This window comes from Pseudomonas sp. LBUM1663, from assembly GCF_059695905.1.
Genome location: NZ_CP166792.1, coordinates 6,533,678 through 6,558,614, shown reverse-complemented (window position 1 = coordinate 6,558,614; position 24,937 = coordinate 6,533,678). Strand labels below are relative to the sequence as shown.

The 24,937-nt window shown below is 59.6% G+C and carries 17 protein-coding genes; 7 read left to right on the top strand and 10 right to left on the bottom strand.

The genetic code is table 11. The annotated features are described in order from the left end of the window. Positions 1 to 3: 3 nt before the first annotated feature. The 5 genes from ACA075_RS30080 to ACA075_RS30060 form a co-directional block, all read right to left on the bottom strand. Complete coding sequence (locus ACA075_RS30080; RefSeq protein WP_497296710.1) at positions 4 to 4,542, bottom strand: dermonecrotic toxin domain-containing protein; 4,539 nt, start codon at positions 4,540 to 4,542, stop codon at positions 4 to 6. Between the two features lie 143 nt (positions 4,543 to 4,685). Then, complete coding sequence (locus ACA075_RS30075; RefSeq protein ID WP_497296709.1) at positions 4,686 to 9,263, bottom strand: dermonecrotic toxin domain-containing protein; 4,578 nt, start codon at positions 9,261 to 9,263, stop codon at positions 4,686 to 4,688. Between the two features lie 151 nt (positions 9,264 to 9,414). Continuing rightward, the gene (locus ACA075_RS30070) at positions 9,415 to 10,515 is read right to left on the bottom strand and encodes a polyamine ABC transporter substrate-binding protein (protein ID WP_497296708.1); all 1,101 of its coding nucleotides are present in this window, start codon (positions 10,513 to 10,515) and stop codon (positions 9,415 to 9,417) included. Between the two features lie 12 nt (positions 10,516 to 10,527). Continuing rightward, a complete protein-coding gene (locus ACA075_RS30065) occupies positions 10,528 to 11,559 on the bottom strand; it encodes a histone deacetylase family protein (RefSeq protein WP_497296707.1) in 1,032 nt (343 codons plus the stop codon). Between the two features lie 298 nt (positions 11,560 to 11,857). Further along, positions 11,858 to 12,856, bottom strand: a complete 999-nt coding sequence (locus ACA075_RS30060) for an AraC family transcriptional regulator (RefSeq protein ID WP_497296705.1) — start codon at positions 12,854 to 12,856, stop codon at positions 11,858 to 11,860. Here ACA075_RS30060 and ACA075_RS30055 point away from each other — a divergent pair. Continuing rightward, entirely contained in the window at positions 12,855 to 13,013 is a 159-nt protein-coding gene (locus ACA075_RS30055; RefSeq protein ID WP_497296704.1) for a hypothetical protein, read from the top strand. The two genes, ACA075_RS30060 and ACA075_RS30055, sit on opposite strands and share 2 nt — an antisense overlap. Here the strand turns inward: ACA075_RS30055 and ACA075_RS30050 are convergent. The 3 genes from ACA075_RS30050 to aspA form a co-directional block, all read right to left on the bottom strand. Continuing rightward, entirely contained in the window at positions 13,006 to 14,010 is a 1,005-nt protein-coding gene (locus ACA075_RS30050; RefSeq protein WP_497296703.1) for an asparaginase, read from the bottom strand. The two genes, ACA075_RS30055 and ACA075_RS30050, sit on opposite strands and share 8 nt — an antisense overlap. Before the next feature lie 104 nt (positions 14,011 to 14,114). Continuing rightward, the gene (locus ACA075_RS30045) at positions 14,115 to 15,566 is read right to left on the bottom strand and encodes an alanine/glycine:cation symporter family protein (RefSeq protein ID WP_497296702.1); all 1,452 of its coding nucleotides are present in this window, start codon (positions 15,564 to 15,566) and stop codon (positions 14,115 to 14,117) included. 467 nt (positions 15,567 to 16,033) lie between these two features. Next, complete coding sequence (gene aspA / locus ACA075_RS30040; protein WP_010465341.1) at positions 16,034 to 17,458, bottom strand: aspartate ammonia-lyase; 1,425 nt, start codon at positions 17,456 to 17,458, stop codon at positions 16,034 to 16,036. A 180-nt stretch (positions 17,459 to 17,638) separates the two neighbouring features. Between aspA and ACA075_RS30035 the strand changes: the two genes are divergently transcribed. From ACA075_RS30035 to ACA075_RS30015, 5 genes are all read left to right on the top strand, one after another. Then, entirely contained in the window at positions 17,639 to 18,556 is a 918-nt protein-coding gene (locus tag ACA075_RS30035) for a LysR substrate-binding domain-containing protein (protein WP_497296701.1), read from the top strand. A 305-nt stretch (positions 18,557 to 18,861) separates the two neighbouring features. Beyond that, positions 18,862 to 19,353: a 5-(carboxyamino)imidazole ribonucleotide mutase gene (gene purE / locus ACA075_RS30030; protein ID WP_008150032.1), complete on the top strand. Its 492-nt coding sequence runs from the start codon at positions 18,862 to 18,864 to the stop codon at positions 19,351 to 19,353. 11 nt (positions 19,354 to 19,364) lie between these two features. Further along, entirely contained in the window at positions 19,365 to 20,447 is a 1,083-nt protein-coding gene (locus ACA075_RS30025; protein WP_497296700.1) for a 5-(carboxyamino)imidazole ribonucleotide synthase, read from the top strand. A gap of 233 nt (positions 20,448 to 20,680) precedes the next feature. Next, entirely contained in the window at positions 20,681 to 20,926 is a 246-nt protein-coding gene (locus ACA075_RS30020; protein WP_010465333.1) for a GlsB/YeaQ/YmgE family stress response membrane protein, read from the top strand. An 87-nt stretch (positions 20,927 to 21,013) separates the two neighbouring features. Next, positions 21,014 to 21,550, top strand: a complete 537-nt coding sequence (locus tag ACA075_RS30015; protein ID WP_497296699.1) for a DUF3299 domain-containing protein — start codon at positions 21,014 to 21,016, stop codon at positions 21,548 to 21,550. Positions 21,551 to 21,687: 137 nt separating this feature from the next. Here ACA075_RS30015 and ACA075_RS30010 read toward each other — a convergent pair whose 3' ends face one another. Together ACA075_RS30010 and ACA075_RS30005 are read right to left on the bottom strand one after the other, a co-directional pair. Further along, a complete protein-coding gene (locus ACA075_RS30010; RefSeq protein WP_497296698.1) occupies positions 21,688 to 22,587 on the bottom strand; it encodes a D-hexose-6-phosphate mutarotase in 900 nt (299 codons plus the stop codon). A gap of 57 nt (positions 22,588 to 22,644) precedes the next feature. Further along, the gene (locus ACA075_RS30005) at positions 22,645 to 23,049 is read right to left on the bottom strand and encodes an acyl-CoA thioesterase (RefSeq protein WP_007896491.1); all 405 of its coding nucleotides are present in this window, start codon (positions 23,047 to 23,049) and stop codon (positions 22,645 to 22,647) included. Between the two features lie 382 nt (positions 23,050 to 23,431). On the opposite strand from ACA075_RS30005, the gene ACA075_RS30000 reads away from it, so the two are divergent. Then, on the top strand, positions 23,432 to 24,730 hold the full coding sequence (locus ACA075_RS30000) for an MFS transporter (protein ID WP_497296697.1): 1,299 nt from the start codon (positions 23,432 to 23,434) through the stop codon (positions 24,728 to 24,730). The last annotated feature ends 207 nt before the right edge of the window (positions 24,731 to 24,937 follow it).

Here is a 24,937-nt window from a genome sequence, read left to right as displayed (position 1 = left end):
TGGCTACGCCTCGGGATTTGCCTGTGGTTCCAGGTCCAGGAACAGTTTTCGTAGCGCAGGATCTTGTAACTTCCTGAACACCCCATCGATGGGTTCGAAGGAGGTCAGCGCCTGTTGCTGTTCCAGTGGCAGCGTTTTCAGATAGTCATCTGACACTTTCAAATGGGCCGCGGTGGGTGTACTCGCCGGACTCGACAGCGTCTCGTAGTGGAAGTGCGCCACCCATAACGGCTGATTGCGGGCCTTGTCGACAATCCGGTACTCCTGGAAAAAGTCGCCGAGCCCTCGGGTCTGTATGCGCCCACGTCTATCGCGGCTGATGTCGAGCTGCCCGTTTTCATGCATCCATTTGAAAATGCTCTGGGACGGTTTGCGGCGCGTGTAAAGGTCGGCGCGAACACTGACCCCTTCCTTGCGCAGACGAGTGGCCCCATCACGTAACTCGCGGCTCAACGTGGCAACCGGGACAGGCGAGGCTTCGTGCTTGCTGCTGTTAATCACGGCTTGATCAACGCTGCTGGCAGCCTGCTCCAGTTTCAATGCCTGCTGATCGAACACATCCTGAATGTCGGCAGGGATGCGTCTTGGGAGTAAAGCGTCCTTGCGGGTGCGTTCGATGAATGTGTTGGTGTCCAGGTTCAGCTCGATGCCGGCCTCGATCGTTCCCGCATCATCCAGCACCGGAACGGTTTGTTGATAAACCGCGGGGGTAAATGACCTGAGCGGATTGACGGTGGTTTTTTCGGGTTCATTTTTGCCGAAGTCCCGCGGCCGGGTCTTGCGCACCTTGATTGGTTGTCGTGACGTACCCGGTTGTACTCGTTCTACAGGCGGCTGCACGGCCATGGGTTCCGGTTTCGGGAGCAACGTCTGTAACCGGTTTTGTGCGAGCTGCGCGAACTCATCGATGAGCGATTGCACATGATCGAGCCTGGTTTGCTTGACCAGTCCAGGGTACGTGCCCGGCAATTCCTGAAGGCGCTGGTCAGCGTCGGCAAATATCTCCACGAGACTGTTCAATTCCTCGACATGCGTCTGCACATCGGAGTGTTCGCCTTCGCCTTTCATCAGGTCCGCCATTTGAATCGCGGCCCTCGCGGCGCTCGCAGCAATATGCCCCATCGCCTTACGAGCCTGCTGCATCAGGGGGCTAACCTGGTCATTGAGGCACAACTCCTGCGCCATGCCGATCTCGTTGGCCTTGATATCCAGCACGGTAAACGAAGGCGCCAGTTTTCTGATCTCCATCGCGCGCTCAATGCCTGGTCGTCCGGCCGCGTGCATGTCCTCAAGTGTTGACGTAAACAGGGTCAGCTTTTCAATCATCTCGTCACCGATGTCGGACGCTTTCTGCACATTGTCGACGAACGTTTGCCAGGCAACGGGTTCGTTTTGCTGGCCTTTGGTCAAAGCCCGGGAGGCCAGACCATACTCGGATCGTTTCAGAACAAACCACAAAGACAGATTCTTCTGCAGCACCACGCTCATGCGAAGCAAGTCTTCCCGGTAGTTTTCCGTGCCGCCGAGGGTGCGCCATTCGCGCAGTTGTTCCAGCGCCTGGCGATACTCGCCGATCGTTGTCCCCAGTTTTTCCATGTACGCCGCCGTTCGTTGATCGTAGTTTTCGGCGTTGGCCTGTTCGATGCGGTCATGTAGCGTTTTCAGTTCGGTTTCCTTCGCCTTTTCCAGGCTTTTGAAGGCGCTCAGGACCTCCTCCAGATGGCCTCTGCGCTGCTCGTCAACCGCCTCCTGGTGGCGGCTGAACGCATTTCCGGCCCCCCCTCGCAAACGCAGACGCAGGTCGAGCACCCATTGCCCGTGGCCGTTATCCATCAGCATCGGACCGTTGCGGTCAGGCTGCTCCGGGTAAACGATATGAACCCCCTCGTCGCCTTTCACGTCGACGTAAAACCACCGATCACCTACCTGTGCGTAGTTTCTGAAGTTATGTTGGTAAAAATGCGGAGGGGCTTCTTTAGCCTTCGTAACGTTTGCGCTGGCAGTATCGAGAGCCGCGACTTTGAGCGTGTCCAGGTAAGCGCCCAGTGCGGTTGGTGTTCGGCGTGGAACCGAGCCGGCCAGCGCCAGGGAAGAAAGATGACTGGGCGGAAGATCCGGGGCCAGTGGGGCGGGATTGAGCGTGACAGCCACGTGTTCGACCAGGGGCTGTGCAACCTTCTCCCTCGACAGCTGCTCGATCCGGGGTTTGCTTGAAACCCTTCTGCGTCGCATCACCGCGTGATGGCTGAGGATAATGCCGATCGCCAGCAGAATGTCCGACACCGACGTCCATTCGATGAAGCGGTCATCCTGGTCATGGGCATCGAGTGCCTGTTGAATCTGATTGATGGTTTGCCAGACCCAGACGGCGGTGCCGACCGCACCGCTGAGAAAATTCGAGGCGACGTTGAAGAGCGCCCAGCCACTGTCCTTCAACACGTCCCAGCGCCGTTCGGCATTGGAGCGCGATTGCCGGTCGGCAAGGTTGACCAGCATCCGTGCGTTGCTTTTGAACAGCGCAGACAGAATGTCGCCGGTGATCTCGACGCTTTCGAGCACCACGCGCCCGAACTTGTCTGCGCGCTGTAATGGATTGACGATCTGTTCCGCGATCAGCCACGGAGAGGGCAGTCCGGTGGGAAAAACAGAGCGGGCATATTCAACGCTCAGGTTTTCATCGGGCAACCAGGCCAGCACCGTATCCCTGAGGTCACCGGGTTGGTGCAACGCGTACAAAAGGTTTTGCCTTGAGGGGTATTGCAGCAGGGGTTCATCGAGCATCGGCCGATAGAGCAGACAAGGTCCGCTGTGTGCGTCTCGAGGACTGATGACGAACACGTTGTCGACGGTATCGCTGCTGCTGATCAAGCGATGTTGCGGTGTCAGGGTCAGCGGGTAGAGGGCGATGGTTTTGGTGGCGACATCGGGATCGAGCAGCTCGCAGATGTATCGATAACCGCGCTCGTCCACACCGGTTTCTGGCTTGAATCTGGCCTCTAATGCCTGTAGCGGCAGCAAAGAACGCAATTGATCGCGATAGAATTTTTCCTGACGTCGGGAGGCAACCGGGTCCTCCAGCAGCTTGGGCTTGATCAGTTCGGGGTAAGCCTTTGCGATGTCCACTCGAGCAGACACGGTGGTTAGAAATTCAGCGGTGAACCAATCCGGTACGGTCTCCCCACTCTTGAAAAATACGGTCGCCATGTAGGGCGCTTCGTTCTCCAAAGCGAAGTCGGCCAGCGTTTCAATGCGTTGATCAAGGGGGTTGGGGAGGGTGAAATTGCCGGAGGTAAAGCTATTGGTGATTTTGATCCGCACCTCATCGAGCGCAAGATTCGCGGCGCCGACCGCCAGTGGATCGGCGATGATCGCTTCACGCATCAGCTGCTGGGCATAGTCGGTGATGGACGGGATCTCTGCGCTGGCCAATTTGCTGTCCGGTTGGCGATACAACTTGCCGAGCGCATTGATGTATCGGCTGTAGTCTTGGATATCCTCGGATGAGGCTTTGCGCAACCAATCGGGAATCGCTTTGTTCAGTTGCAGGAGTCGCGCTTTTTCGTTGGGGTCGAGTCCGGTATCGGGCTCGACCTCGACCTCGTCTGCAGCGGCCTCAATAAACTGCAGTGAGTTAATGGCATCCATTTGTGACGACACCAACGCCCACGCCACGTGATCGAAGACGTTGCCTTCCGGCTCGTAAAGCCGCCACGTCAGATCGCGTCCTGCGCGTTGTTCTTCCAGGCGTGCGGGAAGCGAGTTGCCCAATTCTTCCATCGAACTGAATGACTCATACGCGCGCTCGATGGTGTACATCACCAGCAGTTGGCGCTTGCGATACGTGGCTTTGAGCACTAGCGCGCCGCCGATCAAAAGATGGCGGGTGATGTCATTCTCGACGGTATCGATATCGAGAAGGCACGCCTGAATGGCGGAAAATTCGCTTTTTACATTTTTACGAGTGGTTTTGTCCGGGTCGCTGAACACTTCCCGCGCCATCGCGCATTCATCGGCGTCCCAGCCTTTGACCTTCTGCACGTTCAACGCCTTGCGCAGCGTGTCGGAAAGCTCGTGCCAGCGGGGGATCGCATGCCCCTTGGCATTCCAGAACGCCAGTTGCCGTGCTTGAGCCTCGACGAACAGTATCGACGCCGAATCATTGAGTATCTTTGCAATGTCCTCGATGCAGACGGCGAGGTGAACCGGGTTTTTGCTGCCCGGCTCGAGGGTCAGGAAGTGCTCGCCTTCGAGATAGTTGGTCGTTGTTCCATACAGGCCCTGGCGCATCAGCGCCAAGGTCAGTGACTCGAACTCGGTTTGGCCCGCCTCGACATGGTCGTCCACGATGAGCCATTGAGGGGTGCCGACGTAGGCGTCATCAGGGTCGATCTGCAATTCTGGCGAGGTTTTTTCCAGCGCCTGGCGCAGCAGGTACGAAGCCACTTCGTTGAGCGTCGGACCGTGGCTGGTCAGGCTCACCAGGTCACTGGTTTCCACTAAGGGTGTCGAGTCAGTTCGGGGCAGTGAAGTGTTGTTACTCATGGCGGATACCTCGGCGCAATGACGAGACCGGGAAAGCCTCTTGGGGCATCGAAGGTAATCAGCCATCGCCCATCGGGGGCGGTAGATAGATATTGCGGGCAAAAAAATAGACCCGCGAATGCGGGTCTCGGGTTCAGCACGGTTTAGGACCCTGAGGCCGGCACTTTCGCGAAGAACAGGGTGGTCGCCAGTTGCGCACTGATTTCGCTGCGGTAGATCGAGATCGCCTGGAGATCGTCGTTGGCGTGGCGGGCCTCGGTTGCGCCGCCCAGCAGCCGTTGCTGCACGGTTTTCAGGTGCGCCGCGGTGAAGGTTTGTGCAGGCGAAGCGGGCTGCGCATAGTGGAAGTGGGCATACCACAGAACACTTTGGCTGCTGTGATCGCGGATCTCATATTCCTCGAGATAGTCTCGTTTTCGGCTTTTGAGCAAGCGTCGGCCGGGGTTCTTGACGATGTCGACCTGACCTTCGCTTTGCAGCCACAGGACGCGCTCCGCCGTCGGTGGCTGTAGTTTGGTCATGCTGATTCGCGTCACGCGTCCCTGGTTGTAGAGTCTGGTTGCTCCGTCGTTCAGTTGCTTGGCCACTATGACGGCGGATCCCGGACCACCGTCGGTGGAGTTGGTGGCGATCAGCGCTGCGTCGATTGAGCTGGCGGCGTCCTGCAGTCGGTGAGCCTGCTGATGAAACATTTCCTCAATTTCCACGGGTATTCGTCGCGTGCCTTTTGAGTGGGCCTGCGTTCGACGAATGAACGCATCCAACCCATCCAGCAATGCCTGGCCTTGAGCAGTGCTTGCACTCAAGTCTGGTTGGACGCCGCCGGGGGTGACCTGTTTCGGGGCCACTCTTTCAACCCAGACCCCCGGGGTCTTCTCATGAAAGGTCGAGATGACTTTACCGGTCAACGCCGAGGTCACATCAATCAGTTCTGACCCTTGCGTCACGGAGTCGGCACGTGGCTGGCCCACCACCGTACCTTTGTAACGGGTCTTGATGATTCGTTTGGCGGGAGCGGTCGGCGGACGGGAAGGGCCGGGTAGCGGCTCGAGCGCCTGGCGTTCCCGCAGCAAGTTCGCCAGATGTTTCACGGTGCGCTGCTGAAAACCGTCGAGACGTTGGCGCATCAAGTCGAGGGGTGGTTGCAGGAACTGCCCGGGAAACTCCGTGGGCAGATCGACGATGCGCTGGTCGGTGATCGTCAGTTGCTCCACCAGATCGCTGAGCCCGTCGATCCGCTCCGGCAAGTGCAGCACTTCTTCGTCAGCGATCAGGTCCAGCGAGGCCTGAATCGCAAGGCCTGCATTTTCGACAATGCGCTCCAGTGCCTGGCGCGCTTCAGGTGCGGGCTCAACGCTGTTGTCGAGGCACAACTCTTGACCGAGTGTGATCTGGAACAGTTTGAGGTCCTGTACATCGAAGGACGGCATGTTGGCTTTGACGTCGCGGATCACTTCGATGGCTTCTTTGCCGAGCAGGTTCAGTTGCTCGAAGCACGCATGCGCAGATTCGATTTTGTTGATGTAGCTGGCGGTCAACGCTCCGGTGAGTTGATGGGTTTGCCGCGTGGTCTGTGTGTTTTCCGTTGGCGGGTTGTCGAGAAGTTCGAGGGAAAGGCGCATTTGATTGCCGAAAACCGGCTGCTGGTGAACGAACCATTTCTGCAGCAGCGAAAGCTGGAAATCCAGGCGGCTGATCATTGCTTTTCGGTAATTGGGAATCGCCTCGCGAGCATTGAAGGCTTTCAGCTGTTCCATGTTGGTGCTGAGGAGTGACGTCTGTGCGTCGAGCATTTCAAGGTACACGCGGCGATGGGTGTCGGTGGCTGCCGCCGCCTGGGCGTTTTTTTGAGCTTCCTTGAGTTCTGTTTCGCGGCTTTGGGCCTGGCTTTCGAACGCGATCATTTGCTGTTTCATTTCAGCCAGGCGTTGCCGGTTCTGTTGCTCCAGCCGTTTTTTCTCCTTGCCCCCGGCCTTGAGCCTCAGCCGCGTATCGATAAACCATTCGCCCCTGGCGTTCTTGGTCAGCAATGGCCCTGTACGTGCGGGAGACCGGTGTGAATCAATGATCTGCACATCGTCATTGTCGTTGAGGGTGACCTCGAACCATCGCTGGCCAACCTTCGCATGCCATTTTCCCGTGAGTGAACGGAGGTGTTGGTGAGGGCCGGGTTCGCTGGAGGCGGCTGCCATTCCTTTGGGTTCGGCGATGGCCAGTTCATCGAGCAAGACCCCCAGGGATGTAGGCGGCAGCGTGGCGATGGCATGCAGCGACGTCTCATGGGCCGGTGGAAGCTGATTGAGGTCGGGCAGACGGGTGACCGTGATGGTGTGGACAGGCTTGCTTTCGGGTGTGAGGGATGACGGCTCGACCTTCTCGGGTAACCGCGAGATGGGCTTGTTGCGAGTGGCAGCGCGATGGGCCAATACCATGCCGAGGGTCAACAGCAAATCGGTCAGGGCGGACCAGCCGAGTTGGCTGTCGTCGCTCTCTGCTGCATCGGTAATGCCCTGCAAGTCGTCCATGATCTGCCAGATCCACGCGGCCAACCCGGCGGTGCGACCGAGGAAGGGCAGCGCGACATTGAACAGCATCCACGTGCCGTGCTTGAGCGTTGCCCAGCGAGCTTGCGCATTGGACACCGATTGATGGTCCGCCAGGGTGATCATGGCGTTGGCGTTGGCTTTGAACAGGGCCGCCAGTGGCGCGTCATCGAGGGCCGCGCCACTGAGCGTCACGACGCCCATCTTGCCCAGGGCTGACGTGGGATCGACCAGCAATTGGGTCAGCGTCCAGACCGAAGGCAACTCACCCGAAAACACATACTGGGAATAGTTGAAGCGCACATCGTCGGACAGCCAGGCCAGGATCGATTGGCGAAGCGGTTTTTCGTGCTTGATTGCATACAGCAGATTGGCCTCGCTCGGGTACTGCACCAACGAGGGGGTGAGCAGTGGTCGGTAGAGCAGGCACGGTCCTTTGTCGGTGAGTCGCGGACCGATGACGAACATGTTGGCGACTTCATCGCCTATGCTGCCGGCGCGATCACCGGTCTTGAAGGCCAGCGGTCGAATGACAATCTCCAGCCCGTTTACCCTGCGGTCGGCAGCGTTTTGCTGCATGACGGCATTGACGTACTGGTAGCCACGCTCATCAATACCCGCCTCGCCGCGCATCTTGTGCTGCAGCGCCTGCATGGGCAGCTGGGTACGCAGATGGCGTGTGTAGAGTGCCTGTCGTCGCAACGCTTCTTGCGGATCATTCAGCAACTTGCGCTTGATCAGCGCCGGGTAAACCCCGCCGATATCGACCAGCGTGACGAGCTTTTCCAGATAGGCTGGGGTCATCCAGGCGGGCACAGCGTCGCCGTTTTTGCAGCCCACCGTCTTGTTTCCCAGCGGAACGGCAATCAGGTTTTGCAGCGCCAGCTCGATCAGCGACAGCGTGGTGGTTTGCGTCTTGCCGGGTATCACGACAGCGCCCAGCACCACGACGCTGGTGATGCTGATTTCAATGTTTTGCAGGTCAAGGTCCGCTGCCGCTGAATGATCCTTGATCATCTGCGCTTGCAGGGCCTGAAGCGCAAACGCCGGCAGTGACGCGATGCCTTCGTCGAAGGTTTTTCCAGCGTCCTGTTCCCTAAGCTGCGCCAGGTCCATCAAGTGTCGGCTATACCGGGTGAGGTCCGCCGACGAAGCGTTTTTCAGCCAGCCTGTCAGTAACCCCTGAACCTTGTTGAAGCGTGACGCTGGCAAGGCTTCAAATTCAGTGAAGCCTTTTGCCGCAGCACTGATTTGTGGCGAAAGATGTGTGGCAGAAGTGCGCTGGACCCTACTGAATGCGCCGATGGCTTCGACCTCGAGCGCAATCAGCGCGCAGGCCTGGTGGTGAAAGAAGTTGCCCTCGGGCTCATACAGACGCCATTGCAGGGTCTGCTCGATGCTTGACATTCCAGGGTGTGCGAACACTGCTTCGCCCAGTGCGGCAACCGAGTCGTAACGCTTGAACCCTTCGGTAATCGAGTGCATCAGCACCAGGGTGCGCGTGCCCAATGTGCCCACGATCACGGCGACATCCAGAACGCGCAGGTGTTCGCTGACGGCGTTCTCAAGCCGATCGGTGTCGATCAGGCAGGCCTTGGTCTGGTACTTGTCCTGTGTCCGAGTTGCGCGATTCGGAAAATCGAATACGGCTTGGGCCATGGCTTTTTCATCCGCATCCCAGTCTGAGGCGGGATCGGGGCTCCAGATGTCCTGCAACGATTGCGCGAGCGAATGCCAGCGCGGCGTCGAAGGGCTTGTCTCCTGGTTCCAGTAATCAAGCTGCTGTTGCTGATAGGCGATGAACAACTGCGGTGCGAGCGCATTGAGCAGACACCCGATGGCGTCGATTTTTACCGGCAGTTGAGCCTGCGGTTCAGCGCCCGGTTGCAGGGTCAGGAAATGCTCGCCATCGATGAGCGTCACCGTCGATCCTGATAAACCGAGCCGTACCAGCAAATCGGTGAGCGATTCATACACGTTAGGGCCGGACACGACCTCGGTGCCGGTATCTACCCAGGTCGGGGTGACGACCGTGGCGAGCGTCGGATCAATCTTGAGCTGCGGATACAGCGCGTTGAGCGCAGGGCTCAGCGCGGTCGCTGCGACCTCTCTGATCGAGGGGCCAGTGACCAGCTGGGTCAGTACCTCTTCTGCACTCGGGGCAACGGTTTCGGGCATGGTCGTCTCCTGACTGAGAACGCGCCGCTGCTGATTGCGCAGCGCGGAATCGGGAGAAGGTATCGGGCGGCCCAAGCAGTCGGGTGGTACATAAATATTGCAGGCAAAAAAAGACCCGCGTCGCCGCGGGTCTTCGGTTTTCAGTCGGGTATCAGGTCCCGGACTTGATCTTGGTCCAGACCCGGGTTCGCGCACGTTCAGCATCGCGCGGCAACGGTTGCAGGGTGTACAGCGTACCCATCGCCGTTTCGGTCGGGTACAGGTTCGGGTTGTTGCGGATCGCCGGGTCGACCATTTCCGTGGCGTCCTTGTTCGGGTTCGGGTAGCCGACGAAATCGCTGACCGGTGCGATCACCTGGGGTTGCAGCAGGTAGTTGATGAAGGTGTAGGCGTCTTCCGGGTTCTTCGCGCCTTTGGGGATCGCGAGCATGTCGAACCAGATCGGCGCGCCCTCTTTGGGCAGGCGCATGTCGACGACCACACCGTTCTTGGCTTCCTTGGCGCGGTTGGCGGCCTGGGAGAAGCTGCCGGAATAACCGACCGCGACGCAGATGTCGCCGTTGGCAATGTCCGCCATGTATTTGGAGGAGTGGAAGTAGGTGATGTACGGACGGATTTTCATCAACAGCGCTTCAGCCTTTTCGTAGTCCGCCGGCTTCTTGCTGTTGGGGTCCAGGCCGAGGTGTTGCAGGGCCAGGGGCAGGATCTCCGACGGCGAGTCGAGCAGGGCAACGCCGCACTGCTTGAGCTTGCTGATGTTCTCTTCCTTGAAGATCAGGTCCCAGCTGTCCACCGGCGCATTGTCGCCCAGCGCCGCTTTGACCTTATCCGGGTTGAAGCCGATCAGGATGGTCCCGTACATGTACGGCACGGCGAATTTGTTGCCCGGATCGTTGCCTTCGAGCAGCTTCATCAGCTTCGGATCGAGGTGGTTCCAGTTCGGCAACTTGCTGCGGTCCAGAGGCTGGAAGACGCCGGCTTCGATCTGCTTGGCGAGAAACACGTTGGACGGCACCACTACGTCATAGCCGGAGTTGCCGGTCAGCAGCTTGGCCTCGAGTGCTTCGTTGGTGTCGAAGATGTCGTAGACCAGTTTGGTCTGGGTGTTCTGCGCCTTGAAGTCTTCCAGCGCCTTGGGGGTGATGTAGTCGAACCAGTTGTAGACGCGCAACGTTCGCTCTTCAGCGTGGGCGGCGCCACCGAGTACCGTGGCGCACAGTACCGGTGCGATAAAACGCTTGAGACTTTTCATTGTTCTAATTCCTCATTGGGCGCTTTCAAAACCTTCGAGAACGTTCACGGCATTGATGCCGATTTCTTCTACCGCGTAACCGCCTTCCATCACGAACAGCGTCGGCTTGCCGAGCTTCGCGATGCGCGCGCCCATGGCCAGGTAATCCGGGCTGTCGAGCTTGAACTGGGAGATGGGATCGTCTTTGAACGTATCGACGCCCAGGGACACGACGACGATGTCGGCGCCGTATGTTTCGATTTCGTTGCAGGCTTGCTCCAGCGCTGCACTCCAACGGTCCCAGCCGCTGCCAGCCGGCAAAGGGTAGTTGAAGTTGAAGCCTTCTCCGGCCCCTTCGCCGAGCTCGTCTTCATAGCCGAGGAAGAACGGAAACTCGGCTTCCGGATGGCCGTGGATCGAGGTGAACAGCACATCGCTGCGTTCGTAGAAAATCGATTGGGTGCCGTTGCCGTGGTGGTAGTCGACGTCCAGGATCGCGACCTTTTTGTGGCCCTGATCGAGGAACGCCTGAGCGGCGATGGCGGCGTTGTTGAGGTAGCAATAACCGCCCATCAAGTCGCTGGCGGCGTGGTGTCCTGGCGGACGGCACAGGGCGAAGGCACTGCGAGCGCCGCGCTGGATGGCCGCTTGCGCGGTGAGGGCCACTTGCGCTGCGCTGTATGCCGCTTGCCAGGTGCCGGCGGTAATCGGAGCGCCGCCGTCGAAGCTGTAATAGCCGAGCTGGCCGTGCAGGCTGGTGGGGATGATCCGGCGCAAGGTGCGGGCTGGCCAGGTGTAGGGCAGCAAGTCGCCGTCGGTATTGAACTCGGTCCAGCGTGCCCAGGCGCCTTTGAAAAAGTCGAGGTAGTCGCGGCTATGGATGCGTGCGATCGGGTCGAGGCCGAAATCCTGCGGCGCTTCGACCGGGCCGAGGTTTTGCTTTTGTACACGTTGCAGCACATGGTCGGCACGCGAGGGCATTTCGAAGCAGGGCATTAGTTGCCCGTCCATCAATTCACAACGGCCGTGGTGCAGGTGGTGATCGTCCGAGTAGATCGTCAGCATTTCTTGTTCTCCGCAGGCTGATTCGGTTGAACACAGTCTTGCGGCGCAGCGCGATTCGGAGAACGGCAGGAAAGGCCAAAAGGGGATTGATATGGCCAAAATATCTGACCGGAATTCGCCCTTTATTGGCGCGGGCGCGCCCCGGTTCAGGGCATGGAATGCAGACCCTGTGGCGAGGGGATTTATCCCCGTTCGGCTGAGAAGCAGTCGTAGACACGTTTTAACTTTGAAATGCCGGGGCCGCTACGCAGCCCTACGGGGATAAATCCCCTCGCCACAGGGCTCGCTTCCACAAGGGTTATCGGTGTGGGCGGAACTGGCTTGGCGCCACGCCACTCCAGCGCACAAACGCATGGCGGAAACTCGCGGTTTCGCTGAAGCCCAGCGCCTCGGCGATCCGGTAGATCGGCAGCTGATCTTCGCAAAGCATCAACTTGGCCTGCTCGAAGCGTAATTCATCGAGCAACTCCTGATAGCTGCATCCCAGATCCTTGAGATGGCGGCGCAACGTCCGCGCCGAGCAATTCATCTGTAACGCCAAACCTTCCAGCCCCGGCGCTGCGTTCAATTGCGCACGGAGCAACTGCCGAATCCGCCCCAGCCACGCCTGACGCCCGGTGAATTCGGTGTTCTGCTTGCGACAGCGCTCGACCATGGCCTGATGGGTGATGACATCGGCCAGCGGCAAGGGCTGGTCGAGCCAGCGCTTGTCGAAGGCGAAGGCGTTATCTCGCGCGTCGAAGTGCAGCGGGCAGTCGAAGTGTTCGGCGTAGCTTGCCTGATAATCCGGTGCGGCATGTTCCAGGCGAGCCGCGAGCAATGGCAGCGGGTGCCCAAGCAGGTCGTCGCAGATGACTTTCAACGACACCAGGCAGAACTCGGCGTTGAACACGGCCAGCGCCGGGTTCTCCCGGTAATCGGCGGCCACAAACCAGATGCGCTCGCCGTCCTCTTCCAGGCTCAACGCGAAAAGTGTTCCCAACAGCGCCGGAAAACGTATCGCCAACCGCAAAGCGTCACCGAAGGTGGCACTGGTGAGCAGCGTATAACCGAGCATGCCGTAAGACGAAACGTGCATCCGCCGGCCCAGTTCCAGGCCGATGTCACGCTTGAGCGCGACCGCGTTGGCGCAGACCTGCATCTCCTGATTGGTGGTGATGCGCGTGTCCGCCCGGCTCAGATCCGCCGCGCTGATGCCACTTCCCGCCAGCAGCGCGTCGCTGGACAAGCCTTCGGCCTTGAAGGTGTTGAGCACCAGCGAAACCGCATTGAGCGTTGTGAGGTGGGAGTGGAGCATGGGCGCTTCCAGCCTTGGGATGCCGGAAATGGAGCAAGTTGTATGCCGCGAAAAAATACCTGTAGGAGCGAGGCTTGCCCGCGAAGCTTTTGGCGTCTTCAAGGACGCCTTCGCGGGCAAGCCTCGCTCCTACAAGGGCGGTTTTTGTGTCAGCTGAGTTCGCCGCAGAGGTCGAGCTCGACCAGGCGCCGCACTTCAGCGTTGTCCAGGCCGGCCCCCAGCAACCCATGCAACTTGCCAAACGCCGCCTCACGGGTCATGCCGCCACCCGACAACACGCCAACACCACGCAACCGGCTACCGGCCTCGTAGACATCCAGCTCAACGCCACCTTCATGGCATTGGGTGACGGCGACAACAACCACACCTTTGTCCCGCGCCCGCTCCAGAGCGGCGAGAAATTCAGGGTTGTCGCTCGGCCCGGTGCCGCTGCCATAGCACTCCAGCACCAGGCCTTGAATGCCGCTGTTCAGCACGCCATCCAGTTGCTCGGCGCCGATGCCGGGAAACAATGGCAGCACCGCGACTTTCGCCAGTTGCTTGCTTTGGTTGTAATGCAATTGAGCCGGCAGCGAAGTGACCTTCACACCACCGCCCTGACGCTCCAGCCGCTTGAACGGATGGCGCCCGAAGCTACGGACCTTCGCGCAACGGGTCGGGTCCAGCAGTTCGCCGTGGAAATACAGATGAACGCCCGGCGCCAGGCCAAGGCCCAGGGCAACCAGCGCCCCGCTGAGGTTTTCCCAGGCATCGCTGTCGGTCACGCCGGCCGGCAGCATCGAGCCGGTGAAGACCACGCGGGCATTCAGGCCGAGCAATTGAAAACTCATCGCGGCGGCGCTGTAGGCGAGGGTGTCCGTGCCGTGCAGGATCAACACGCTGTCGCAGCCCTGGACATCCACGGCGTCGACCACCGCTTCCCGCAGTTGCTGCCAGTACGCCGGGCTCATGTTGGCGCTGTCGATCAGCGGCGACATTTCGCGAAAGCGCCACTGCGGCACGACAAGGTCAGGCTGGCTGTGCAGATACTCGCGCATCCGCGCTTCAAAACCGGACGCCGGGGCCAAGCCATTGGCGCTGGCTTGCATGCCAATGGTGCCGCCGGTGTAGAGCACCATGACGTGCTGGGCGGCAGGGTAGGAGTTGGGAACCATGGGAAAGTCTCCGCAAGAGATGACATGTGGGAGCGAGCCGGCTCGCTCCCACAAGTTGTGCACTTTAACTGACGGGCGCAGAGGATGCGCCCGTCGTTTACCCATCAGCGTTGCGCTGCGGGTACGCCTTGCAGCTCGGCTTCTGTCTTTGGAGCAGCGGCCGGCGGATTGGCTGGCCAGGCGTTCAAGTCCAGGTCCAGGTCCGGGAACTTGCTCGAGTCGAACACCGGCGTCTTGATCCCGGCGGCGCGTTGGTCGTCGTAGTCACGCAGGATGCGCATGCCGACCTTGAACAGCAGGAACAGCGCGATCAGGTTCACGAACGCGAGCATGGTCATGGTGATGTCGGCGAAGGCGAACACCGTGCCGAGGTTTTCGATTGCACCCCAGAAGATCAGTACCAGCACCAGCACGCGGTAACCGATCAGCGCCTTGCGGTTTTCACCGATCAGGAAGCGCAGGTTGCTCTCGCCCAAGTAGTAGTTGTAGAGGATCGAAGTGAAGACGAACAACGACAACGCCACGGAAATGAAGCTGCGGCCCCAGTCACCGACTACGGCAGCCAGCGAGTTCTGGGTCAGGGCAATGCCGTCGCCTTCGAAGCCCGGGGTGTAGAAGCCCGAGAGCAGGATCAGCAACGCGGTGCAGGTGCAGATCACGAAGGTGTCGAGGAACACGCTGAACGCCTGAACCACACCTTGTGCCACCGGGTGCTCGACCGACGCGACCGCAGCCACGTTTGGCGCACTGCCAAGGCCTGCTTCGTTGGCGAACACGCCGCGCTTCACGCCCATGACGATGGCGCTGCCGATCAGGCCGCCGAAGGCTTGATCCAGACCGAAGGCGCTTTTGACGATGGTCATCAGCATCGCCGGAACGTGGTCGAATTGCAGCACGATCACATAGATGGTCACGCCGATGTACACCAGGGTTTTCACCGGCACCAGCAGGTCAGCGACCTTGGCGATGCGCTTGATCCCGCCGACGAACACCAGGCCGAGCAACACCGCCAGGGCCAGGCCCGTGTAGGTGGTGTCGAGGCCGAACGCGTTGTTCAGCGAGTGGGTCACAGCGTGGGATTGCAGACCGTTGAAGGCGAAGCCGAAGGTGATCAGCAGCAGGAACGCCATGATCATGCCCAGCCAGCGTTTCTGCAGGCCGTGCTGGATGTAATAGGACGGGCCGCCACGGTACGTGCCGTCGGAATCGCAGCGCTTGTAGAGCTGGCCAAGGGAACATTCGAAGAAGCTGCTGGACATGCCGACCAGTGCGGTTACCCACATCCAGAACACCGCACCCGGACCACCCAGGGTCACGGCGATACCAACACCGGCGATGTTACCCGCACCGACACGGCCGGCGAGGCTGAGCATCAAGGCCTGGAACGAACTGAGTTGGCCGGCGCTGCTTTTCAGGCTGTCGCGGAATACCGCGAACATGTGGAAGAAGTGACGCAATTGAACGAAACGCGAGCGGATCGTGAAGTAGCTACCGAGCCCGACAATGAGCACGATCAGTACTTTCCCTGAGAGGAAGTCGTTAATGACTTCGAGCATGGATTATTCCTCGCTGTTTTTTGTGTAGGCAAATGTTGGGCAGGCAGAAACATCGCGTTACACCGGTGTGCACGTGGCACAACAGATGAGGCGCGTATTCGTCCCGGTCCCATTTCGCAGGTTTGTTATTAGTTCGGGTTTCGCATGGGTTTGGGCCTCGTTACCGACGACCGCTCACGCGAAGAGGGGCGGCACTATACCTATGAGCGTGCCGTCCGTCTGCACGGTTGTGGTGCAAGCGATGAATCGAAGCCTTTGAAACACCTGACTTTTTTGAAGTCAGGCTCGTGTGGAAGGGCGAGAGCCCCAATTCCACAAAAGTCTTTTTTCCTGCCAATGAGTTAAAAAAAAGGGCTTGGGGAATAAATCCCCAAGCCCTCAAAAGGTGAGAGGTGTCTAGTCCCTCGACCTGGTGAGCGTTGTGGCTCTTGGTGCTCTTCGTTAAAAGAGCAAGAGCCTGCGTTCGGTTAAGCCTTCAGAGGCACCAGACGCGGAGCAATCATGTTTTCCGGGCGCAGGATGTCGGCGAGCATTTCGTCGTCGAGCAAGCCTTCTTCGCGCACCAGCTCCAGCACGCCGCGGCCGCTTTCGAGGGCGATACGGGCGATGCGGGTGGCGTTTTCATAGCCGATGTACGGGTTCAGCGCGGTGACCAGACCGATCGAGTGCTCGACCAGTTCGCGGCAGCGCTCTTCGTTGGCGGTGATGCCGACGATGCAGTGCTCGCGCAGCATGTCCATGGCGCGTTGCAGCAGGCGGATCGAGTCGAAGATCTTGAAGGCGATCAGCGGCTCCATCACGTTCAGTTGCAACTGGCCGCCTTCGGCCGCGATAGTCAGGGCCAGGTCGTTGCCGATGATCTGGAACGCGACCTGGTTCACGGCTTCCGGGATCACCGGGTTGACCTTGCCTGGCATGATCGAACTGCCTGGCTGACGCGCCGGCAGGTTGATTTCATTGATGCCGGTGCGTGGGCCGCTGGACAGCAGGCGCAGGTCGTTGCAGATCTTCGAGAGCTTGACCGCGGTGCGCTTGAGCATGCCGGAGAACAGCACGAAGGCGCCCATGTCTGAGGTGGCTTCGATCAGGTCGGCCGCCGGAACCAGCGGTTGACCGCTGATCAGGGCCAGGCGCTGAACGGCCAGGTGCTGGTAACGCGGGTCGGCGTTGATGCCGGTACCGATCGCGGTGCCGCCCAGGTTCACTTCGGTCAGCAGTTCAGGTGCGAGAGTCTTCAGGCGTGCCAGGTCTTCGCTCAACGTAGTGGCGAAGGCGCGGAATTCCTGGCCGAGGGTCATCGGCACGGCGTCTTGCAGCTGGGTACGGCCCATCTTCAGGACGTGGCTGAACTCAACACCCTTGGCAGCGAACGCCTGGATCAGGCTGTCGAGGCTGGCCAGCAACGCGTCATGACCCAACAGCAGACCCAAACGGATCGCGGTCGGGTAGGCGTCGTTGGTCGACTGCGCCATGTTCACGTCGTTGTTCGGGTGCAGGTATTGGTATTCGCCCTTCTGGTGACCCATGGCCTCCAGCGCGATGTTGGCGATGACTTCGTTGGCATTCATGTTGGTCGAAGTGCCAGCGCCGCCTTGAATCATGTCCACCACGAACTCTTCGTGGAAATCGCCGCGGATCAAACGTGCACAGGCTTCGCTGATGGCAGCGTGCTTGGCTTCGCTCAGGTGACCCAGCTCGCGGTTGGCGTCAGCGGCGGCCTGCTTGACCATCGCCAGACCGACAACCAGCTTCGGGTAATGCGAAATCGGAACGCCGGAGAGACGGAAGTTGTTCACCGCTCGCAGGGTCTGGATGCCGTAATACGCTTGAGCAGGTACTTCGAGTACGCCAAGCAGGTCTTTTTCTGTGCGGAAAGATGCAGCGGAGGACATGATAGAAATCATCTCGATAGGGACCCGGTCTGTGCCGGAACACTGCAAATGCTAGGCTTGTAGAGAATTTTCGGCCAATGCTGTTAAACACTAGCCTATGCACATTCGGCATAATGCCCATGTGACGCCGCGTAGGCGGCGAGCGTGTGACCTAAATTGGTGCGTGTCCGGGAGGACGTGATGAATCTGGAAAGTAAATGGCTCGAGGACTTCAGCGCCTTGGCCGCCACCCGCAGCTTCTCCCAGGCTGCGGAACGACGCTTCGTGACTCAACCCGCGTTCAGCCGCCGGATCCGCAGCCTTGAAGCCGCGCTGGGGCTGACGTTGGTCAACCGCTCGCGCACGCCTGTCGAACTGACGGCGGCGGGGCAGTTGTTTTTGGTGACCGCGCGGACCGTGGTCGAACAGCTCGGCGAAGTGCTGCGCCACCTTCATCACCTGGAAGGCGGGCAGGGCGAAGTGATGCAAGTGGCTGCCGCTCACTCATTGGCATTGGGTTTCTTTCCGCGCTGGATCGCGCAGTTGCGCAATGAAGGCCTGAACATTGCCACGCGGTTGGTGGCGACCAACGTCGGCGACGCTGTGCATGCGCTGCGCGAAGGTGGTTGCGACTTGATGCTGGCGTTCTATGACCCGGACGCGGCCTTGCAGATGGACCCGGAAATCTTCCCGTCGCTGCACCTTGGCCACACCGAGATGCTCCCGGTGTGCGCGGCGGATGCGGAAGGCAAACCTTTGTTCGACCTGGAAGGCGAAGGCAGTGTGCCGCTGCTCGCTTACAGCGCCGGTGCGTTTCTCGGGCGTTCGGTGAACATGTTGCTGCGCCAGCGTGCGCTGCGCTTCACCACCATCTATGAGACCGCCATGGCCGACAGCCTGAAAAGCATGGCGTTGGAAGGCCTGGGCATTGCGTGGGTACCGCAACTCAGCGTGCGCGCTGAACTGGCGCGCGGTGAACTGGTGGTCTGCGGCGGCCCGCAATGGCACGTGCCGCTGGAGATTCGCCTGTATCGCTGCGCGCTGGTGCGCAAGGCGAACGTGCGGTTGTTGTGGCGCAAACTTGAGGGGGGCGCCGCGCAAGGCACAACCGGTCAATGATGTTTTGCAGGAGCCAGGCTTGCCGGCGAAATCGTCCGTAAGATCGCCTTCGCCGGCAAGCCTGGCTCCTACAGGATCGGGGTAGATTTACGCTGTTTTTGGCTGACCTCCGAGTCAATAAAACCGGCGCTTTGCGCGGTATGACAGATGGTCGTTTCGGGGGCTGTTTATCTGCTTCATTGAGGTATACTGCGCGGCCTTCGGCCGGTTCGTCCGGCCATTTTTCGTACAATCAAGCCACGCATTTCTGCGTGGCTTGTTGTTTTTGACGCGCCTGCGGGCGCCCAGAGAGAAGAGGCACGACGATGAGTGCACTGGTTGGCGTGATCATGGGCTCCAAGTCCGATTGGTCCACCCTTAGCCACACCGCCGATATGCTGGAAAAGCTCGGCATTCCTTACGAGGTGAAAGTGGTCTCTGCCCACCGCACCCCGGATCTGCTGTTCCAGTACGCCGAAGAGGCCGAGGCGCGTGGCATCGAGGTGATCATCGCCGGTGCCGGTGGCGCGGCCCACTTGCCTGGCATGTGTGCGGCCAAGACCCACCTGCCGGTGCTGGGCGTTCCGGTGCAGTCGTCGATGCTCTCGGGCGTCGATTCGCTGCTCTCGATCGTGCAGATGCCAGCGGGCATTCCGGTTGCCACCTTGGCCATCGGCAAGGCCGGCGCGATCAACGCCGCCTTGCTGTCGGCGAGTATCCTCGGCGCCAAGCACCCGCAGTTCCACGCGGTGCTGAAAAAATTCCGCGCTGAGCAGACAGACAGCGTCCTGGAAAATCCAGACCCACGCATCGCCTGAGGTTGTTGACGATGAAGATCGGTGTAATCGGTGGCGGCCAGTTGGGTCGCATGTTGGCGTTGGCGGGCACTCCGCTGGGCATGAACTTCGCTTTCCTGGACCCGGCACCGGATGCTTGCGCAGCCGCGTTGGGCGAACACCTGCGGGCCGATTACGGCGATCAGGACCACCTGCGTCAGCTGGCTGATGAAGTCGATCTGGTGACCTTCGAGTTCGAAAGCGTCCCGGCCGAAACCGTCGCTTTCCTGTCGCAATTCGTCCCGGTCTACCCGAGCGCCGAAGCCCTGCGCATCGCCCGTGATCGCTGGTTCGAGAAGAGCATGTTCAAGGACCTGGGGATTCCAACCCCGGCGTTCGCCGACATTCAATCGCAAGCCGACCTGGACGCCGCTGTCGCGTCGATCGGTCTTCCGGCCGTGCTGAAAACCCGCACCCTGGGTTACGACGGCAAGGGCCAGAAGGTCCTGCGCAAACCGGAAGACGTGGTCGGCACCTTCGCCGAACTGGGTAGCGTGGCCTGCCTGCTGGAAGGCTTCGTGCCGTTCACCGGCGAAGTCTCGCTGATCGCCGTGCGTGCTCGCGATGGTGAAACGAAGTTCTATCCGCTGGTTCACAACACCCACGACAGCGGCATTCTCAAGCTGTCCGTGGCCAGTACCGACCACCCGCTGCAAGCGCTGGCCGAAGACTACTCCAGCCGTGTGCTCAAACAGCTGGAATACGTCGGCGTGATGGCGTTCGAGTTCTTCGAAGTCGACGGTGGCCTCAAGGCCAACGAAATCGCCCCGAGGGTGCACAACTCCGGCCACTGGACCACCGAAGGCGCCGAGTGCAGCCAGTTCGAAAACCACCTGCGGGCCGTTGCTGGCCTGCCGCTGGGTTCGACGGCCAAGGTCGGTGAGAGCGCGATGCTCAACTTCATCGGTAAAGTGCCGGAGACCGAGAAGGTCCTGGCCATCGCCGATTGCCATCTGCATCACTATGGCAAGGCGTTCAAGGTCGGCCGCAAGGTCGGTCATGCCAACCTGCGCTGCGCTGACAAGGCCACGCTGGAGCAGCAGATCCTCAAGGTCGAAGCGCTCATTGCCGAATAAACAGTTTCATTTGGCAGCGGCGGAACCATTCAGGGGCCGCCGTTCTCTCATGGCAGGATGCGAAAGTCTGTCTAGGCTTTGGCGAGGTGTCCTGTCTCACCAATACTGTTCCTTTTTAACGGAGCCTGTTGCCGTCATGCTGCGTTGCCGCTCCTGACGACAACAAACCCTCGTCAAAAGAGGAACATTATTGGTGAGACAGGACACCGCCAATTCAATCAGAGGGAAATGTCATGGGAATTATTGGAACCATCTTTATCGGCTTGATCGTCGGCCTGCTGGCTCGGTTCCTGAAACCGGGCGATGACAGCATGGGCTGGATCATGACCATCCTGCTCGGTATCGGCGGTTCGCTGGCGGCCACTTACGGCGGTCAGGCTCTGGGCATCTATCACGCGGGCGAAGGCGCAGGCTTCATTGGTGCGCTGGTCGGCGCGGTGGTGTTGCTGGTGATCTACGGCTTGATCAGAAAGAACTGATTCAAGCGACAAAGTCCTCTCTGCGGCGCGCGCGGGGAGGGCTAGAATGCTCGGCGTTAAACCGTCCTTTCCTTACCGAGCACCTCCATGCGCCGTCTTTTTTTGACTCTCCTCCTTTTGGGCAGCAGTTTGGCCCATGCCGGCGAACTGCCGGAAACCGACTGGCTCGAACTGATGCCCAAGTCGGACCAGCAAGCACTCGAAGCCATGCCCGAAATCGACCACAACTCCCCTGAGGGTGATGGCACCTTTACCGAAAAAGGTGGCATGAAGCAGAGCAAGGGCTTGCCGGCGGTGATGTATTCGACCAAAACCGTGCCGTCGATGAACGACAAGAACATCCGAATCGGTGGTTACCCGGTGCCGCTGGAGTCCGACGCCAAGGGCCGCAGCACGTTGTTCTTCCTTGTGCCGTACCCGGGCGCCTGCATCCACGTGCCGCCACCGCCACCGAATCAGTTGGTGCTGGTGCGTTATCCCAAAGGCTTGAAGCTGGATGATATCTACACACCGCTGTGGGTGACGGGCACGCTAAAGGTCGAGAAGGTCAACAACGATCTGGCTGACGCGGCGTATGCGCTGGATGCGGCGAAGGTGCGGGTCGTGCAGGAGTCGGATTTGTAACAGCGCCAGTCAATTTGGCAGTGATCAAATGTAGGAGCGAGCCTGCTCGCGATGGCGGATTAACAGTCAACATTGATGTTGGATGTTATGGCCCTATCGCGAGCAGGCTCGCTCCCACATTGGTTTTGTGGTGTTGCTTATAAAGGGTTGCTGGCGATGCTGACGCCGAGTGTATGGGTGGCGCCTGGTTTCAGCGTCACCACATCATCCATCACATTCGCCGTCTCGATGCACAGCATCTTCTGCCAGCCATCGTCGGCCATATCGTTGAACGCCGCTGCGCGTTCGATCCACGGGTTCCAGATCACCGCCGTGCGCGAACCGCTGCTGGTCAGCTCGATGCGTCGTTCCCAGGCCGGGTCGACAATATTCAGCTTCGCCGGGGCATTGAGGTAGATGCGGTCGGTTTCGCCAGTGAAACGCAAATCGCCGCTCTGAGTGACGGTTTTCCAGTCATCCAGCGTCTCGATGTAGCTCAAGCCATCCAACCCCTCAACGTGCACATTGCGCACATCACTGACCGCGAAGTAACTGTGCAGCGCCTGGCTGATGGTGACGGTATCGGAGCCCTGATTGTGGCTGGTCAAGCTGATGTGCAGTTGCTCATCCAGACGGATGCTCAACTTCAGATCCACCTGATGCGGCCAGCCCGGAAAACCGCCTTCGGGGTAGGGCAGGACGAATTCCACCTTCAGGCTCTCGCCCTCGGCTTCTATGCCGCCCAATTCCCAATCCATCGCCCGGACGAAACCGTGGGCGGTCGGCGGTTCGTTGCTGACGCGCATCGCCTGGACGCTTTGCGGGTTGCGCGGGAAATTGCCGAACCACGGCCAGCACACCGGCACGCCAGCGCGGATGCTCTTGCCGGTCTTGAACACGGCCTCGTCGTTGAGCCAGATCAGCGGCGGTTGGCCGGCCAATTGATAACTGAGGATGTGCGCGCCTTGCTGGGCGACCAGCAATTCGGCCTGACCGTGGCGGATGCGCCAGCAGTTCAGTTCATCCAGTTTCACGGCTTCAACGTTGGGCGTGCTCATGGGGCAACTCTCGATCAGGAACAATGACTGCAATGGACCGCAGAAAGGTCGCAGTGTTTAACGCGCGCGAGGCGGAACCGAACGAGTACGGCCGCTGCCATCGATCGCGACAAACACAAACACGGCTTCAGTCACTTTACGCCACTCGCTGGACAGCGGATCGTCACTCCAGACTTCGACCATCATCTGAATCGAGCTGCGGCCGATTTCCAGCGCCTGGGTATAGAAGGAAAGCTGAGCGCCCACCGCCACCGGGACCAGGAACGCCATGCGATCAATCGCCACGGTCGCCACGCGTCCGCCAGCGACTTTACTGGCCATTGCGGTGCCGGCCAAATCCATCTGAGCCACCAGCCAGCCGCCGAAAATATCGCCGAAGCCGTTGGTTTCACGCGGAAGCGCGGTGATTTGCAGGGCCAGATCGCCTTGCGGAATTGGATCTTCTTGTTCGAGCTCTATCATGCCGGGGGGGCCTCTGACCCGTGACTCTTCATTGGTACTTCAGGTGAATAGCCGTCTCAAGGAAAAACGATTCAGCCCGAACATACTACGTTCGTCACGTTTTTCGAAAAGCGCCTAAAGGGGAAACTCTGCGAAAGCGACTGAGCCACGCAATGACCTTGCCAGTCATCCAGCGCGTTTTCGCACAGCAACCCCTTACAAAGCTGCAACGCAGCGAGTATATCGATCGGTAGACTCCGAGACGACCGTCCGGTTCTCATTTTGACCGTCAAATACGCACCTCTATGTGCTTTTTCGAACAATTTGCTATCGTGCCGGACCTGCCCAAGCCCTCGCCAGCGTTGTTGGGGTTGCAGATCCGACTATAAGAGAAGCCCTTGCCATGACCACAGCGCCCTCTAGCATCGCGCAGCCGACTCAGCCCGCACGCCCGTTGACCCGCAACGACTACAAGACTTTATCGCTGTCTGCTCTGGGCGGCGCGCTGGAGTTTTACGACTTCATCATCTTCGTGTTCTTCGCCACGGTGGTGGGCAAACTGTTCTTTCCGGCGGACATGCCCGAGTGGCTGCGCCTGATGCAGACGTTCGGCATCTTCGCCGCCGGCTACCTTGCTCGTCCGTTGGGCGGCATTGTAATGGCGCATTTCGGCGACCTGTTGGGCCGCAAAAAGATGTTTACCTTGAGTATTTTCATGATGGCGGTGCCGACCCTGATCATGGGTCTGCTGCCAACCTATGCGCAGATCGGCATGTGGGCGCCGATCCTGCTGCTGCTGATGCGGGTGATTCAAGGCGCGGCGATTGGCGGCGAAGTGCCGGGCGCGTGGGTATTCGTTTCCGAACACGTGCCTGCGCGTCATATCGGTTATGCCTGCGGCACCCTGACGAGCGGTCTGACGGCTGGCATCCTCCTGGGTTCATTGGTCGCCACCGCGATCAACAGCATTTACACCCCGCTGGAAGTATCCGATTACGCCTGGCGGATCCCGTTCCTGCTGGGCGGCGTGTTTGGCCTGTTCTCGGTGTATCTGCGCCGCTGGTTGCACGAGACCCCGGTGTTCGCCGAACTGCAACTGCGCAAGGCCCTGGCCGAAGAAGTTCCGTTGCGTGCCGTGTTGCGTGACCACCGCGGTGCGATTCTGATTTCCATGTTGCTGACCTGGCTACTGTCTGCCGGCATCATCGTGGTCATTCTGATGACCCCGACCGTGCTGCAGACCGTCTACCACTTCTCGCCAACCACCGCGTTGCAGGCCAACAGCCTGGCAATCGTGTTCCTGAGCGTGGGCTGTGTGGTTTCCGGTGCCTTGGCTGACCGTTTCGGTGCTGGGCGAGTGTTTGTGTTCGGCAGTGCGGCGTTGTTGATCAGCTCGTGGACGTTCTATCACAGCCTGTTCAATCACCCGGACTGGCTGTTCCCGATGTACGCCTTGACCGGCTTGCTGGTCGGGACCATCGGCGCGGTGCCGTATGTGATGGTCAAGGCCTTCCCGGCGGTGGTGCGGTTTAGCGGGTTGTCGTTTTCCTACAACCTGGCCTACGCGATTTTTGGTGGTTTGACGCCGATGGTCGTAACGCTGCTGCTGAAGGAGAGCCCGATGGGGCCGGCCTACTATGTGGCGATCATATGTGGTGTCGGGATTCTGGTTGGTGCGTACCTTTGGAAAAAGGGACGCTGATCCCCGAAACTGTCTGTAGCTGTACCGGCCCTATCGCTAGCAGGCTAGCTCCCACATTGAAATGCATTCCAATGTGGGAGATAGCCTGCTAGCGATTTGGGGTGCATGAATTATCCGGTAAAAACTCGAATGCTGGCCTTTCATCCAATTGTCATATTTCAGCCATAGAGTGTTCACACGGCCTGCTGATACTTGGCCCCGACTTAA